Genomic DNA, 14,052 nt, shown 5'->3' with positions numbered 1-14,052 from the left:
TTACGCCGCGAGCGCCACCGGAGCGGGCCGCCGTGCCGCGCGCACGAACTCCGGCAAAAAGGTGCGCCGCGCCCCGTTCGGAAACTCCACCGTCACCGAATGCGCGTTGGCCTCGACCACCTGGCCGGCGCCATAGCGCCGGGCGCGCACGGCGTCGCCGCCGGTGAAGGTCGGCCGGGCGCTCGCCGGCTGCGGGCGCACCTCGATCGGCTGCTCGGGCGTGGCCACGGCCGGCACCAGGCGCGACAGCTCGGCGATGCGCAGGCAGTTGTCGCAGCGGCCACAGCCATCGGCAGCAGCACAGTGGTCACCCAGCGCCGACAGCACCCCCTGCCAGCGGCAGCGGCCGCTCTGCGAATAGGCGACCATGGCCTCCAGCGTGGCGCTGTCCTGCTCGCGCCGGTTGCGGTAGCTGGCCAGCAGGGGCTCCAGGGCCGCGTCGTCCAGCTCGCGGGCCAGGGTAAAGCGGCCGGCCCGGTCGCGCCGCACCACCTTGTGGCTGCGCAGCAGGCTCAGCGCCACCCTGACCTTGGCACTGGGGCGCGACACGGCGTCGACGATGGCGTCGCCCGTCCAGCCGCCCTCGGGCGCGGTGTGCAGCAGCGCGGCGTGCACGGCCTGCACATCGTCCAGCGTGGGGTAGCGGCCCGAGGCGAAGAACTGCTGCAGCGCCCGGTCCTGCCTCACGTAGAGCAGCGTGCACTGCGAGTCATTGCCGTCGCGCCCTGCGCGACCCGCCTCCTGGTAGTAGGCGTCCACGCTGGCGGGCATCTGGTAGTGCAGCACGAAGCGGATGTCCGGCTTGTCGATGCCCAGGCCGAAGGCGTTGGTGGCCACCATCACGCGCACCCGGCCGTCCATGAAGTCGTCCTGCGCCTGCGCTCGCTGCGCAGCAGGCAGGCGCCCGTGGTACAGGCCCACGCTTTCGCCGGCGGCGGCCAGCTTGGCATGCAGCTCTTGCGCATTCTTGACCGTGGCGGTGTAGACGATGGCCGGGCCCTGGCTGGCCGCCACCAGTTGCAGCGCACGCGGCAACCGGTCGGCAGCGCGGCCCAGTTGCTCCACCGCCAGCTGCAGGTTGGGCCGGTAGGCGCCGGTCTGCACCACGTTGGCGGCGGCAATGCCGAACTGAGCCACGATCTCCTTCATCACCGCCGGCTTGGCCGTGGCCGTGAGCGCCAGCACCGTGGGCCGCCCCAGCGCGCGCACGGCCGGCGCGATCTCCAGAAAGGCGGGCCGAAAGTCATGGCCCCACTGGGAAATGCAGTGCGCCTCGTCCACCACCAGCAGGCTCACCGTGTGCCGTGCCAGCGCCGCGGTCAGCGCCGGGTCGGCCATCTGCTCGGGCGTGGTCAGCACGATGCGCGCACTGCCGCTCTCGATGGCCTGGCGGGCCGCGGCCAGCTCATCGCTGCCGATGGCACTGTTGACCTGCACCACGGCCACGCCCAGTTCGCGCAGGGCATCGCATTGGTCCTTCATCAGCGCGACCAGGGGCGACACCACGACGGTGGTGCCCGGCAGCAGCAGGGCCGGCAACTGGTAGCACAGCGACTTGCCCGCGCCGGTGGGCATCACGGCCAAGGTGCTGGCGCCCTGCAGCACGCGCTGCACCACGTCCAGTTGGCCGGGCCGCAGGCGCTTAAGGCCGAAGACCTTGCGCAGGGTTTTCTGGATGGTGTCGGGGGTGGCGATGGGGGTGGACGCTGGGGCCGAGGGGGTGCGTGCGGTCCTGCGGCTGGTGGTGGTAGCGGTGTTCATTTCGGGCCCTTGCCGGGTGGCGGAGGTGCTGTGTTGGATGAGGCTGATTGTGGGAAGGCACGACTTGCGCCACGCGCCGGAATGCTGCGCACGAGCGTGTAAGACAGCAGGCGCTGTTCGGGCGCTGCGGATGCGGCGGGTTGGTGGTTGGTGGTTGGTGGTTGGTGGTTGGTGGTTGGTGGTTGGTGGTTGGTGGTTGGTGGTTGGTGGTTGGTGGTTGGTGGTTGGTGGTTGGTGGTTGGTGCTGCATGCTTTGGCAGAGGGCGGAGGCCGGGGTGTGCGCCCGGCGGCGCAGTAACTTTCTCTTGCGTCGCCAAGAGAAAGTCACCAAAGAGAAGGCGACCCCCAGTCTGCGTCCCCCGTTCGCCCTGTCGGGCGAACGGGGGCAACCTGCGATGCTCGGGCCTGGGGTGGTGCCGCAGAACTCACTGCGTTTGGCCGTTGGCCAAACTCCGTTCAAACAGCTGCGGCAAGCCAGATGACGAAGTGCGTGTGTCCTGCGGCACACGCACCCACCCCAGACCCTGCGCTTCTCGGCGCAGCCAGCAGGGGTGGGGAGCGGGGTCCAAACGGCTGCTGCTGCGCAGCTGCGCCTGGGGTCGGTTACGCGCTACGCGCTGCCGACAAAACTGGCGCGATCGCCCTGGCGAGCCGAGCGCAGCGAAGGACCACAGGCCGAGCGAAGCAATGGCCCGTGTGGGGCCCGCTCCCACCCCCTTCTGACCGTGCCGAGAAGCGCAGGGCCTGGGGTGAGCGCGTGCCGAAGGACACGCGCATCGTTGTCTAGCTTGCCGCAGCTGTTTGAGCGTAGTTCGAAGAACGCAGCGAGTTCTGCGGCACACCCCAGGACCGAGCATCGCAGGCTGCCCCACTCGCCCACCGGGCGAGTGGGGACACGGGCAGCGGGGTCGCCTTCTCTTTGGTGACTTTCTCTTGGCGACGCAAGAGAAAGTTACTGCGCCGCCGGGCGCACACCCCGGCCTCCGCCCTAAAAAAAGGCATGCAGCAACCATCACCCAAAACCCAACACCAGCACGCGATGCAGATCAATCATGGTACGTCGCGCAACGAAGAATCTCTTCCACCTTCGTTGACATGATCCACAACTGCAGGGGTCAATCAAAACCCCAGCAACACGCCAACGCCAACTCACCGAAAATACCCCCTGGCGCTGTCCGCAGCAGCCGACGAACGACGACAAAAGCCCCCCCCCCGACCATGACCCTCACCCACTGGCTCCTCTTCTGCGGCGTCTCCCTGCTGATGTGCTTCACCCCCGGCCCGGCCGTGCTGCTGGCCGTGTCCAATTCGATGGACGTCGGCGCCCGGCGCACAGCCTTCAGCTCGGTGGGCAGCTCGGCTGGCATCTACGTGGTCTCGGGCCTGGCGATGATCGGCATGGGCGCCATCCTCAGCATGTCGGCCAACGCCTTCCTGGTGATGAAGGTGGTCGGCGCGATGTACTTGATCTGGCTCGGCGTCAAGCGCTGGCGCAGCAACGACGCGCTGATCAGCAGCGATGCCGGCCAGGCCCCCACGGATCGGCGCGAGCGCAAGAACTGGCAGCTGGTGGCGCAGGGCATGGGCGTGTCGCTCACCAACCCCAAAGCCATTCTGTTCTTCTCGGCCCTGTTCCCGCAGTTCATCGTGCCGGGCCAACCGCTGTTCACGCAGTACCTGCTGCTGACCACGACCTTCGCCGTTTGCGCGCTGATCTCGCACGCCTTCTACGTGGCGCTGATCTCGCTGGTCAAGCGCCACGTGGTGGCGCGCGCCAAGCTGTTCAACCGCTTGGTGGGCGGCACCTTCATCGCGCTGGGGCTGGGTCTGCTGAACACGCGGCACAAGCTGGGCTGAGCTCCGGCCTTCGTCACGCGCCCGCCAGCGCCACCGCATCGGCCCCCGCTGGCAGGCGCATCGGCGCCGCCTCATCCGTCACTGCGCGCCACACCGCTTCGGCCACATCCTGCGCCTGGGTGACCGGCGTGGCCGTGTCGCGCACGGCGGCAAATACGCGGTCGCGAAAATCGGCATAGGCCTCGGGCACGCTCCCCTCCATGCGCGGGCGGGCGTTGTCGCCAAAACTGGTGCTGGGCGCGCGGCCGGGCAGCACCAGGCGGGCACGCACGTTGAAGGGGGCCAGCTCCAGCGCCAGCGACTCGGTGAAGGCGTTCACCGCCGCCTTGCTGCCGGTGTAGACGGACAGCAGGGGCAACGGCAGTAACGTGACGCTGGACGTGACGTTGACCACCACGCCCGCGCGGCGCTCGCGCATCTGCGGCAGCACGGCCTGGGTCATGGCGATGGTGCCGAGCACGTTGGTCTCGAACACCTCGCGCGCATGGGCCATGGCGATGCCTTCAAGCGGGGCCAGCAGGCCGATGCCGGCGTTGTTGACCAGCGCATCGATGGGGCCGGCCTCGGCAATGCAGCGGCGGATGCTGTCGGCATCGGCCACGTCGAGCGGCAGCACGCGCAGGCGGTCCGATGGGGGCAGCAGGCCTTCGACTGGCGTGCGCATGGTGGCGATGACGCGCCAGCCCTGGGCCAGGAAGAAGCGCGCGGTCGCAAGGCCAAAGCCCGACGAGCAGCCGGTGATCAGCACGGTGGATGGGGTGGTGGCGGTAGTGGTAGTGGTGGACATGGGGCAATGGCTCCGTTGGGTTGACGATGCCTGGATGGTAGGAATGCCGATCTGGATTGAATACACTCACGCGTCCATCATTTTGTCGAGAGAGTCCACCCCCCATGAGCACCCCGGCCGTCGATCCCCTGGCGGAAGTCGTCTCGCTGCTGCGGCCCGCGGCGCCGTTCTCCAAGCTGGTGATCGCATCGGCCCCCTGGGCCGTGCGCCGCAGCGAGACGGGGCGTCCGTTCTACTTCGTGGTGCTCGAAGGCAGTTGCCACCTCACGGTGGACGGCCCCACGCGCAGCGACACCCTCACGCTGCACCAGGGCGACTTTGCGCTGATACCCGCCGCGCGCAGCTTTGCCACCAGCAGCCTGGACCGGGACCCGCCGCGCGAGGGCGAGGCCGTCACCACCCCCATTGCCCCCATGCCAGGCGGCGCCCGCGTGGGCGACCCCGATGACGCGGTGGATGTGCGCATGCTGGTGGGCCACTGCGTGTTCGAGTCGCCCGACGCGGCCCTGCTGGTGCCGCTGCTGCCGCAATGGCTGCACGTGCGCGGCGAGCGCCGCCTGGCCACCCTGGTGGAGCTGGTGGGCGACGAGTCGCGCAGCGACCGGCCCGCGCGCGAGATCGTGATGGCGCGGCTGCTCGAAGTGCTGCTGATCGAGGCGCTGCGCTCGTCGGCCCGCACCATGGCCGCGCCCGGGCTGGTGCGCGGCCTGGCCGACCCGAAGCTGGCAATGGCGCTGCGCCGCATGCACGAGCGCCCCGCACAGCCCTGGACCATGGGCCAGCTGGCGCAAGAGGCCGCCATGTCGCGCAGCGCCTTCTTCGGGCGCTTTCACCGCGCGGTGGGCATCGCCCCCATGGAATACCTGCTGGCCTGGCGCATGGCGCTGGCCCGGCAGATGCTGCGCCAAGGCACGCTGGCGATGGCCGAGATCGCCGAGCAGGTGGGCTACAGCTCGGTCAGCACCTTCGGCGTGGCGTTCACGCGGCATGTGGGCATGCCGCCGGGGCGGTATGCCAAAGACGCCGCAGGCACCACCCCATAACGCGCACTGGTAGCGCGCACTTGGTAGCGGGCACCACGGCCCGCACGTGCATGCTCGCATTCCCTGAGGTGCGGGCGCAAGGCGGCTCCTACAATGGCATCGCCCGCCAATCGGCCCGGTGGCCCCTCACCTCGCCGGCATGGCCGCAACCCCCGCCGCAGGGAGGAAAACCGCCATGTCCGCCGCCCTCTTCGCAGCCATGTTCTTCACGGTGGCCCTGCTCGTCACCACCGCCTACTTCATCATGGGGTCCCTCCCGCTGCTGGTGCTCAAGCACGACACGCCGCTCGATGCGCGCTTCGTGCGCGGCTTTTTCAACCTGTACTACCGGGCCGCGCTGGTGACGGCCACCGCCACCGCGATCAGCTTTGCAGCCGCAGGCCGCCCGGGCATCGCAGCGGGTGCAGCGGCGCTGGCTGTGCTGTCCATCGTGCTGCGCCGCCAGGTCATCCCCAAGATGGATGCGCTGGGCGCGCAGATCCAGTCGTCGGCCGACTACACCCACGCCATCCCGGGCTTTCGCAGGACGCATGTCACGGCCATAGCGATCAATCTGGCGCAGCTGGTGGTGATCGTGTGGACGCTGATTGCATTCAGCAAGTAAGAGCGGATAACAAAACTCAGCGAAGCGGTTCTGGCTAGGCGCTGCGCCGCAGGCAGTACGTTAGTACGACAAGGCGCAGCAACGACGCCAGAAGAGTTTTGTTAGCCGCTCTAAGTAAGTAACGCAGCGTTTTCAGCGCGCGTGCGCCAGGCCTTCGTCCCAGGCCTGTGACATGTCCCGCCACAGCGACTTCGGCACCCGCGGGTCACCCCTGGCCTCTTGCAGGGTGGTGCGCATGGCATCGGCAATGCGTGCAAGCACCAGGGCAGGTTGGGCCACGCCGCATACCTTGCGGCCAAACTCCAGCAACTCTTCAGTGGTCGGGTAGGTCTTGGTGCGGTGCCTGCCGGCAAACAGTTTGAGCGCCAGCGTCCTGTCTTCCAGCTCAGGCCCGCCCGCGTACTGGGTGTAGCGGTAGATGGAGGTCGTCACCACATCGAACATGGGCGCCAGCCAGGCCTCGGTGGCTGAACGGTACAACAACCCGAAGTTCTTCAGGTGAGCATCGCCGTTGCGCACCATCACCGAAAACGCCACCTGCTCGTAGAACCGGTGCAGGTTGTCGCTGTGCAGCTGCAACTGCCGCAGCAGCTCGGCAACGCGCTGGTAGCTGCCCTGGTATTTGCGGTCAGACAGCACGTCGCGCACGCGCAGACCCGCCAGCGCCGCAATGTCCTCGAAGCCCAGCCGCTCCACCTGCCCATCGCCCTGCACCACCAGATCGAAGCGGTCGAGCACCAGCATCTGGCCATCGTCGGACAAGGCAAACGATGGCACGCCGATGCCGGCCTGCCTGGCGGCGCTCAGGCACAGAAACTCGTTGGCTGCCAGGCCCGGGTAGGCAGGGCTGGCGGCCTTCACGATGAGCGAAGGAATGGGCACCGTCGGGCGGTCGGGCACCATGATCTTGGGCTGCATGCCGGCAATGCCAGCGCCCGTGCTCAGGTAGGCCGCCACCAGTTCGTCGAAAACCGCAGGTGTGTACCGCGTGCCCAGCAACGCGCTCTTGCTCAATGTACGGGGCATGGGCGCTGCGGCCTGCCCCGGCAGGCCAAAGCCCAGCCGGCCGATACCATTGCGCCCCACCAATGCCAGCATGTGCATGGGCGTCATCGGCTGCTTGGGGAACAGCTCGCGGATACGCATGAACAGGTCGCCTTCGGGCAGGTTCTGGTCCATGACAGGGAACAGGTCGCCGTCCTGCCAGGTCAGTTGCCCTGCGGGTGGCATCAGCAGGGCCACGGCCGGCTGACCCGGGTCCGGTGTGAGATAGCGAAACTCATACGTGGAGGCCTTGAGCAGCTGGCCCGCGTTGAGCCGGCCACCAATCGAGACATCCAGCAGGCGAATCTTTTCAGGGAGCATCGCCATCGTCGTCCATGAAACGGCGCGATACCTCGTGCGCCGAAGGCATGCCCGCGCTTTCGATACGCATCGCCAGGCCCAGGGCCCCCAGAACGGCCAGAAGGGAAGACACAGTGGTGTCCTCGCCCGCCTCCAGCCGGTAGACCACCTCGCGCACCTTGCCCGCCTTGTCGGCCAGTGCAGACTTGCTCATGCCCAAGGCCTCCCGGCGCTCGCGCAATTGCGCACCCAGTTCATCCGGCAGCCTTATTTTGTCAGTCATGGCTTGCATATTACGCAAAAAATGCATCACTTGCCAGTCATAACTTGCAATGCTAGGATTTCTGCATTGGCGCAAGCCGGCATTGCGAAAGGTTCCCATGGCCCTCGACACGACGCAGCCCCTTGGGCGCAATCGCTGATGGCAGCCGTCATCGTCGACCCCACCAAGGTGCATGAATTCGCCGACGCCCAGGCCTTCTACGCCTGGCTGGGCCACCACCATGACCAGGAGACCGAGGTCTGGATCAAGATCCACAAGCTCGCATCGGGCCTGCCCTCTATTGCGCCCAAGGAAGCCATCGACGTGGTGCTGTGCTGGGGCTGGATCGACGCGATCCGCAAGGGGCTGGACGACACCAGCTACCTGCAGCGCTACACCCCGCGCGGCAGGAAGAGCGTGTGGAGCCAGATCAACGTCGACAACGTCGCGCGCCTGGTCAAGGAAAAGCGCATGACGCCGCACGGCCTGGCGCATGTCGATGCCGCCAAGGCCGATGGCCGGTGGGACCGGGCCTATGGCAGCGGCAAGGGCCTGAAGATCCCCGACGACCTGCAGGCCGGCATCGATGCCGACCCCAAGGCGCGCGAGATGCTGGCCACGCTGACCGAGCAGAACCGCTTTGCGCTGGCGTTTCGGGTGCACAACCTCAAGACCGAGGCGGGGCGCAAGAAGAAGATTGAAACCTTTGTCGAGATGCTGGCGCGGGGAGAGACGATCTATCCGCAAGGCAAAAAGGCGAAAGAGGCGTCCTGAAGCCTCGGCTCACGCCGCCTCCCGCGCCCTCCCCCTTGCGGCCTGCGTGTCGCGCACCGGCGGCAGGCCGAACAGGCGCCCGTACTCGCGTGTGAACTGCGGCACGCTCTCGTAGCCCACGGCAAACGCCGCGCTGCTGGCGCTGGCGCCCTCGGACAGCATGAGCCGGCGCGCCTCGATCAGGCGCAGCTGCTTTTGGAACTGCAGGGGCGACAGCGAGGTGACAGCCCTGAAGTGCTGGTGGAAGGACGAGGGGCTCATGTCCGCCAGCGCGGCCAGGCTTTCCACCGGCAGGGGCTGGGCGAAATCGGTGCGCAGCACGGCCACAGCGCGGGCCACGCGCTGGGCGTGGCTACCGGGCCAGCCCAGGCGGCGGATGGCGGCGCCGTGGCGGCCGGCCAGCAGCCAGTAGTGCAGCTCGCGCACCAGGGGGGCGTGCAGCAGGGGCACGGCCTCGGGCCGCTCCAGCAGGCGCATGAGGCGCAGGGCCACGTCGGCCACCTCGGCGTCGGTGGGGTCCACGCGCACCGGGGCGTGGTCGCCCAGGGGCGCGGCACCCATCTGGGCCGACAGGTCGGCGATCACCGGCAGACTCAGCTCCAGCGCGATCGACAGGTAGGGCGCGGCCGCACTGGCGCGGGTGATCTGGCTCACCGTGGGCACATCGGCCGTGATCAGCAGCGATTCGCCCACCGTGAACTCGAAGGTCTGCGGCCCCATGGTCACCTGCTTGCTGCCCTGCAGCACCAGGCAGATGAGCGGGTGCGAGATGGCATGCAACAGCCCGCTGGGCTCGGTGGCGCGCACCAGGGTCATGCCCGGGATGGGGGTGGGCAGCACACCGGGCTGGCGCGCATGGGCATCGGCATAGCGGCTCACGGCCTCGAAGAGCAAAGGTGACGTCATGCTGCCAAGCGTAACGCTTTGTAGGAGCTTTGGCACTGGTTTTGGAGAATCAGGCAAGAATTGAAGGGGTTTCGGCAACACCGCCAGGGGCTCTGGCCAGACACTGGATTCCGTCACCCACAGGAGCCCAACCATGACATCCACCACCACCGCAACCCCCACCATCACCCTCGTCACCGGCGCCAGCCGGGGCCTGGGCCGCAACACCGCGCTGAGCATCGCCCGCACCGGCGGCGACGTGGTCGTCACCTACCACAGCAAGGCCGACGAAGCCCAGGCCGTGGTTGCCGAAATCACCGCCCTGGGCCGCAAGGCCGTGGCCCTGCAGCTGGACACGGGCGACGTGAGCGGCTTCGCCGCCTTCACCGAGCGCCTGCGCGCAGCGCTGCAGGCCACCTGGCAGCGCAGCACCATCGACCACCTGGTGAACAACGCCGGCCATGGCGACTACGCCGCGTTTGCCGAGACGAGCGAGGCCCAGTTCGACCGCCTGGTCAACGTGCACTTCAAGGGGGTTTTCTTCCTCACGCAGGCGCTGCTGCCGCTGATCGCCGACGGCGGGCGCATCGTGAACTTCTCCACCGGGCTCACGCGCCTGTCCCTGCCGGGCTATGCCGCCTACGCAGCGGCCAAGGGCGCCGTGGAAGTGCTCACGCGCTACCTGGCCAAGGAGCTGGGCGCGCGCGGCATCGCGGTGAACACGGTGGCGCCCGGCGCCATCGAGACCGACTTTGGCGGCGGCGTGGTGCGCGACAACCCCGCGCTGAACCAGCAGCTCGCCCAGATGACGGCCCTGGGCCGCGTGGGCGTGCCCGACGACATCGGCCCCATGGTGGCCAGCCTGCTCGATGCCAGCAACCGCTGGGTCACCGCGCAGCGCATCGAAGTCTCCGGCGGCCAGGCCCTGTAAAGCGGGCCTGCCTTCAACCGGATAGCGTCGCTGGAGAGCCTTGCCGTGCCACGGCGCTGTCTGCGGCTCTCCGCCTAGCTCTCCGGCTGAACGCAGACCCGCGAGAGTCCTGGAACTTCCATTTCAAGGGAGCTTGGCTTCAGCGCATTTGCACCGAGCCGGAGACGGTGACCACCACCTGCGCCTTGCCTGCCTCGACCGGCACGGCGGAGTCGGAGAAGGACGATCCCTTGGCCTCCATCGCCATCATGCGCGGGCGCGGGCCGGGGGACATCTCGTTGCTGTTCACCGCCACCTCGCGCAGGCTGTAGTTGGCAAAGCCAAAGCCCTTGGCCAGCTCGGCCGCGCGCGACTTGAACTGCTCGATGGCCTGGGTCTGGGCCTCGCCCTCGACCTTGGCGCGGGCCTCGCGCGACAGGGCAAACGCCACCTGGCTGATGGCCATGGTCTGCACCTTGCCGGCCGTGGTGGTGATGCGCGAGAAGTCACGCCCCTCCAGCACCAGCTCGGCGCGGCCCTGCCAGCCGTTGATCTTGCCGTCCTTGGCATAGCGCGGGTAAAGCCCGAAGGGGCCCGTGCGCACATCCAGCTGGCCGGGCTGGGCATTGCGCTTGGCTTCGGCCAGGGCGGCGTCCAGCGCCTGCTTGAGCTGGGCCTGCACGGCACTGGCGTCGGTGCCTTCCTTGCTGGTGGCCAGGGTGACCACCAGCAGGTCCTGCTGCGCCTCCACGGTGCCCGTGGCCGACAGCTGCACCACATTGCGAAGCTCCTGCGGCGCCGTGGCCTGGGCCATGGCGGTACCGGCGCAGGCCAGCAAGGCGGCGGTGGTGATCAGGCGGATGGCGATTCTTTTCATGGGTAAACCTTCGTCGATGAAAGGGGCGCGGCCAGCAACCGGGCCACGCAGGCCGCCACAATAACCGCTGTGGCAACACCCCCGGTGAACAGGGGGTGGCAACTGTGCGAAGCTCCGCAAAACTTGTAACAGTTGGTCAAAGATGACCCCAAAAACCGAACTTTGGCGTTCCAAGTAGTCAGAATCGGCTCTGTTACAAATTGGACTTGGGATCAACATGGCCACAACAACCAACCGCACCGACAAGATTCTCGTAGTGGACGACGACGCACGCATCCGCGACTTGCTGCGCCGCTACCTCACGCAGGAAGGCTTCGAGGTGATGGTCGCCGAAGACGGCAAGGCCCTCAACCGCCTGCTGCTGCGCGAAACGGTGGACCTCATCGTGCTCGATCTGATGATGCCCGGCGAAGACGGCCTGTCCATCTGCCGCCGCCTGCGCGCCGCCAACGACCGCACGCCCATCATCATGCTCACCGCCAAGGGCGAGGACGTGGACCGCATCGTGGGCCTGGAAGTGGGCGCCGACGACTACCTGGGCAAGCCCTTCAACCCCCGTGAGCTGCTGGCCCGCGTGCACGCCGTGCTGCGCCGCCGCCCCGCGCAGGAGGCGCCGGGCGCCCCATCGGGCGACAACGAGGTGGTGAACTTCGGCCCCTTCACGTTCGACCTGGGCACCCGCGCCCTGCAGCGCAGCGGCGAAGAGCTGCCCCTGACCACCGGCGAGTTCGCCATGCTCAAGGCCCTCGTGCGCCACCCGCGCCAGCCGCTGTCGCGCGAAAAGCTGGCCCTGCTGGCCCGTGGCCGCGAGTTCGAGCCCTTTGACCGCAGCCTTGATGTGCAGGTCTCGCGCCTGCGCAAGCTGGTCGAGGTGGACGCCGCCGCGCCGCGCTACATCCAGACCGTGTGGGGTGTGGGCTACGTGTTCGTGCCGGACGGCACGAGCTGATAATCGAGGGATATGTCCATTTCCGGCGCCAAGGGGCGGTCTGCACCGCGCCCTTCTCCCTCCGTGACCGCGCCGACCGATGCCACCAGCCCGGCCCCGCTCGAAGCCGTGCGCCTGGCGCGCGAGCAAAAGGCGCGCGTCGGGCTCAACCTCTTCTGGCGCACCTTCTTCCTGCTGGCCCTGCTGCTGGTGGGCAGCATCCTGGCGTGGCTGCAAACGCTGCGCGCGCTCGAGTTCGAGCCCCGCACCCTGCACACCGCGCAGCAGATCGCCTCGCTGGTGAACCTGAGCCGCGCCGCGCTGGTGCACTCGGACGCGATCGCGCGCGTCTCGCTCATCAAGACCATGGCCGACCAGGAGGGTGTACGCATCCTCCCGCGCGAACCCAAGGACCAATTCGCCCTGCTCGACAGCACGGCATTGGGCAACCGCCTGACGGATGAGCTCACCCAGCGCCTGGGGCCCGACACCATCGTGGCCCAGAGCGTCAACGGCGAGCCCGGCCTGTGGGTCGGCTTCAACATCAACGGCGACCCCAACTGGCTGCTGATGGACCGCTCGCGCTTCAGCCCTGCGGGCGGGCGCACCTGGCTCATCTGGCTCATCACCGCAGGCGCGCTGTCGCTGGCGGGTGCGGCCGCCATTGCCCGGCTGATCAACCGGCCGCTCAAGCAACTGTCGTACGCCGCCAACCGCGTGCGCGACGGCGACTTTGCCGCCAGCCACCTCGATGAAGAGGTGGTCACCAGCGAGATCCGCGAGGTGAACATCGGTTTCAACCGCATGGCGCAAAAGCTTGCCAAACTGGAGCAAGACCGCGCGGTGATGCTGGCCGGCATCTCGCACGACCTGCGCACGCCGCTGGCGCGCCTCAGGCTCGAAACCGAGATGAGCGTGAACGACGACGTGGCGCGCGAGCACATGGTGGCCGACATCGTGCAGCTCGATGCCACCATCGACAAGTTCCTTGACTACGCGCGGCCCGACCACGTGACCCTCACGCCCGTCAACCTGCATGCCGTGGTCTCGTCGTGCGTGTACGCCGTGCAGGACCACCGCGAGCTGCAGATCGCCATGACCATCCCCGAGGACCTGAACGTGCTGGCCGACGAGGTGGAGCTGGCCCGCGTGATCTCCAACCTGCTGGAGAACGCGCGCCGCTACGGCAAGGGCGACGACACCGGCGTGGCCAACGTCGACATCGTCGCCAAGGGCCGCGAGAACTGGGTGCTGGTCAAGATCCGCGACCACGGCCTGGGCGTGCCGCCCGAGCAGCTGTCCAACCTCACCAAGCCCTTCTTCCGCGGCGACTCGGCCCGCACCGCCGCTGCCGGCGCGGGGCTGGGCCTGTCCATCGTGGACAAGACGGTGCAGCGCATGGGCGGCATCTTCGCGCTGGCCAACAGCAGCACCGGCGGCCTGGTGGCCCACATCCAGCTGCAGCGCGCCAGCGAGCTGCCCGATGGGGTGGACCCCAAGCAGCGCCTGCAGCGCCCCAGCATCAAGCGGCACCTGCCGCGCCGGCGGGCGGAAGACAAAGTGTAGGCACCTGTTCCCGCCACGAAAAAAAGGACCGCGCCTGCCTGGCCCGGTCCTCTTTTTTTTGCGCCGCACTGGCAACGCGACAAGCCATGCATCGGATACTCTTGGCACCAGGTCTTCATGGGTGCAGTAAGGTCGCCTGATATGAGCAAGTCTCTCACCCTCCCCACCCCGGGCGAGATCCTCGCCACGGAGTTCCTGGAGCCCATAGGAATCACCCAGTACCGTCTGGCCCAGGCCATCCATGTGCCGCAGACGCGTATCGCAGCCATCGTCAAGGAGGGCCGGTCGATCACTGCAGACACTGCCCTGCGTCTGGCACGCTTTTTCGGGACCACCGTTGAGTTCTGGCTAAACCTGCAGAGCCAGTACGATGCCGACACAGCGCGGGCAGCCATCGCTGCGGACCTGGCGACCATCGAGCCGTTTGCAGCGGCTTGAGCACGCCACCGCGGCT

The 14,052-nt window shown here is 67.9% G+C and carries 14 protein-coding genes; 8 read left to right on the top strand and 6 right to left on the bottom strand.

Annotation, left to right across the window (positions count from 1 at the left end):
* Window positions 1-1,761, bottom strand: coding sequence for a RecQ family ATP-dependent DNA helicase (locus ACSQ3Y_RS13290; protein ID WP_436177598.1), 1,761 nt, complete (start codon window positions 1,759-1,761; stop codon window positions 1-3).
* 1,218 nt (window positions 1,762-2,979) lie between these two features.
* On the opposite strand from ACSQ3Y_RS13290, the gene ACSQ3Y_RS13285 reads away from it, so the two are divergent.
* A complete protein-coding gene (locus ACSQ3Y_RS13285; protein WP_436177597.1) occupies window positions 2,980-3,618 on the top strand; it encodes a LysE family translocator in 639 nt (212 codons plus the stop codon).
* A 13-nt stretch (window positions 3,619-3,631) separates the two neighbouring features.
* On the opposite strand, the gene ACSQ3Y_RS13280 is transcribed toward ACSQ3Y_RS13285, so the two are convergent.
* Window positions 3,632-4,405, bottom strand: coding sequence for an SDR family oxidoreductase (locus ACSQ3Y_RS13280; RefSeq protein ID WP_436177596.1), 774 nt, complete (start codon window positions 4,403-4,405; stop codon window positions 3,632-3,634).
* Window positions 4,406-4,509: 104 nt separating this feature from the next.
* Here ACSQ3Y_RS13280 and ACSQ3Y_RS13275 point away from each other — a divergent pair, with 104 nt between their 5' ends.
* Both ACSQ3Y_RS13275 and ACSQ3Y_RS13270 read left to right on the top strand, forming a co-directional pair.
* Entirely contained in the window at window positions 4,510-5,448 is a 939-nt protein-coding gene (locus ACSQ3Y_RS13275; RefSeq protein WP_436177595.1) for a cupin domain-containing protein, read from the top strand.
* A gap of 175 nt (window positions 5,449-5,623) precedes the next feature.
* Entirely contained in the window at window positions 5,624-6,052 is a 429-nt protein-coding gene (locus ACSQ3Y_RS13270; RefSeq protein WP_436177594.1) for a hypothetical protein, read from the top strand.
* Between the two features lie 132 nt (window positions 6,053-6,184).
* On the opposite strand, the gene ACSQ3Y_RS13265 is transcribed toward ACSQ3Y_RS13270, so the two are convergent.
* Both ACSQ3Y_RS13265 and ACSQ3Y_RS13260 read right to left on the bottom strand, forming a co-directional pair.
* Complete coding sequence (locus ACSQ3Y_RS13265) at window positions 6,185-7,417, bottom strand: type II toxin-antitoxin system HipA family toxin (protein WP_436177593.1); 1,233 nt, start codon at window positions 7,415-7,417, stop codon at window positions 6,185-6,187.
* Window positions 7,407-7,679: a helix-turn-helix domain-containing protein gene (locus tag ACSQ3Y_RS13260; RefSeq protein WP_057204782.1), complete on the bottom strand. Its 273-nt coding sequence runs from the start codon at window positions 7,677-7,679 to the stop codon at window positions 7,407-7,409. Before ACSQ3Y_RS13260 ends, ACSQ3Y_RS13265 begins: the two co-directional genes overlap by 11 nt.
* A gap of 138 nt (window positions 7,680-7,817) precedes the next feature.
* Between ACSQ3Y_RS13260 and ACSQ3Y_RS13255 the strand changes: the two genes are divergently transcribed.
* Complete coding sequence (locus ACSQ3Y_RS13255) at window positions 7,818-8,432, top strand: YdeI/OmpD-associated family protein (protein WP_436177592.1); 615 nt, start codon at window positions 7,818-7,820, stop codon at window positions 8,430-8,432.
* A gap of 9 nt (window positions 8,433-8,441) precedes the next feature.
* On the opposite strand, the gene ACSQ3Y_RS13250 is transcribed toward ACSQ3Y_RS13255, so the two are convergent.
* Window positions 8,442-9,338: an AraC family transcriptional regulator N-terminal domain-containing protein gene (locus ACSQ3Y_RS13250; RefSeq protein WP_436177591.1), complete on the bottom strand. Its 897-nt coding sequence runs from the start codon at window positions 9,336-9,338 to the stop codon at window positions 8,442-8,444.
* A 133-nt stretch (window positions 9,339-9,471) separates the two neighbouring features.
* Here ACSQ3Y_RS13250 and ACSQ3Y_RS13245 point away from each other — a divergent pair, with 133 nt between their 5' ends.
* Complete coding sequence (locus ACSQ3Y_RS13245) at window positions 9,472-10,248, top strand: SDR family oxidoreductase (RefSeq protein ID WP_436177590.1); 777 nt, start codon at window positions 9,472-9,474, stop codon at window positions 10,246-10,248.
* A gap of 139 nt (window positions 10,249-10,387) precedes the next feature.
* On the opposite strand, the gene ACSQ3Y_RS13240 is transcribed toward ACSQ3Y_RS13245, so the two are convergent.
* Entirely contained in the window at window positions 10,388-11,104 is a 717-nt protein-coding gene (locus tag ACSQ3Y_RS13240; protein ID WP_436177589.1) for an SIMPL domain-containing protein, read from the bottom strand.
* A 217-nt stretch (window positions 11,105-11,321) separates the two neighbouring features.
* Here ACSQ3Y_RS13240 and ompR point away from each other — a divergent pair, with 217 nt between their 5' ends.
* From ompR to ACSQ3Y_RS13225, 3 genes are all read left to right on the top strand, one after another.
* Window positions 11,322-12,053: an osmolarity response regulator transcription factor OmpR gene (gene ompR, locus ACSQ3Y_RS13235; protein WP_007859588.1), complete on the top strand. Its 732-nt coding sequence runs from the start codon at window positions 11,322-11,324 to the stop codon at window positions 12,051-12,053.
* A gap of 12 nt (window positions 12,054-12,065) precedes the next feature.
* Window positions 12,066-13,598, top strand: coding sequence for an ATP-binding protein (locus tag ACSQ3Y_RS13230; RefSeq protein ID WP_436177588.1), 1,533 nt, complete (start codon window positions 12,066-12,068; stop codon window positions 13,596-13,598).
* Window positions 13,599-13,739: 141 nt separating this feature from the next.
* Window positions 13,740-14,036, top strand: coding sequence for a HigA family addiction module antitoxin (locus ACSQ3Y_RS13225; RefSeq protein WP_436177587.1), 297 nt, complete (start codon window positions 13,740-13,742; stop codon window positions 14,034-14,036).
* Window positions 14,037-14,052: the final 16 nt, after the last annotated feature.

Origin of the sequence: Acidovorax sp. LjRoot66, from assembly GCF_964253305.1 — a bacterium.
Taxonomy (GTDB): Bacteria; Pseudomonadota; Gammaproteobacteria; order Burkholderiales; family Burkholderiaceae_C; genus Acidovorax.
Note: the sequence above shows the minus strand (reverse complement) of the source record. Positions and strands in the feature narration are given on the sequence as shown.

Coding starts and splice junctions, on each gene's coding strand:
- ACSQ3Y_RS13290 (WP_436177598.1), bottom strand. CDS start 1,761: ATGAACACCGCTACCACCACCAGCCGCAGGACCGCACGCACCCCCTCG.
- ACSQ3Y_RS13285 (WP_436177597.1), top strand. CDS start 2,980: ATGACCCTCACCCACTGGCTCCTCTTCTGCGGCGTCTCCCTGCTGATG.
- ACSQ3Y_RS13280 (WP_436177596.1), bottom strand. CDS start 4,405: ATGTCCACCACTACCACTACCGCCACCACCCCATCCACCGTGCTGATC.
- ACSQ3Y_RS13275 (WP_436177595.1), top strand. CDS start 4,510: ATGAGCACCCCGGCCGTCGATCCCCTGGCGGAAGTCGTCTCGCTGCTG.
- ACSQ3Y_RS13270 (WP_436177594.1), top strand. CDS start 5,624: ATGTCCGCCGCCCTCTTCGCAGCCATGTTCTTCACGGTGGCCCTGCTC.
- ACSQ3Y_RS13265 (WP_436177593.1), bottom strand. CDS start 7,417: ATGCTCCCTGAAAAGATTCGCCTGCTGGATGTCTCGATTGGTGGCCGG.
- ACSQ3Y_RS13260 (WP_057204782.1), bottom strand. CDS start 7,679: ATGACTGACAAAATAAGGCTGCCGGATGAACTGGGTGCGCAATTGCGC.
- ACSQ3Y_RS13255 (WP_436177592.1), top strand. CDS start 7,818: ATGGCAGCCGTCATCGTCGACCCCACCAAGGTGCATGAATTCGCCGAC.
- ACSQ3Y_RS13250 (WP_436177591.1), bottom strand. CDS start 9,338: ATGACGTCACCTTTGCTCTTCGAGGCCGTGAGCCGCTATGCCGATGCC.
- ACSQ3Y_RS13245 (WP_436177590.1), top strand. CDS start 9,472: ATGACATCCACCACCACCGCAACCCCCACCATCACCCTCGTCACCGGC.
- ACSQ3Y_RS13240 (WP_436177589.1), bottom strand. CDS start 11,104: ATGAAAAGAATCGCCATCCGCCTGATCACCACCGCCGCCTTGCTGGCC.
- ompR (WP_007859588.1), top strand. CDS start 11,322: ATGGCCACAACAACCAACCGCACCGACAAGATTCTCGTAGTGGACGAC.
- ACSQ3Y_RS13230 (WP_436177588.1), top strand. CDS start 12,066: ATGTCCATTTCCGGCGCCAAGGGGCGGTCTGCACCGCGCCCTTCTCCC.
- ACSQ3Y_RS13225 (WP_436177587.1), top strand. CDS start 13,740: ATGAGCAAGTCTCTCACCCTCCCCACCCCGGGCGAGATCCTCGCCACG.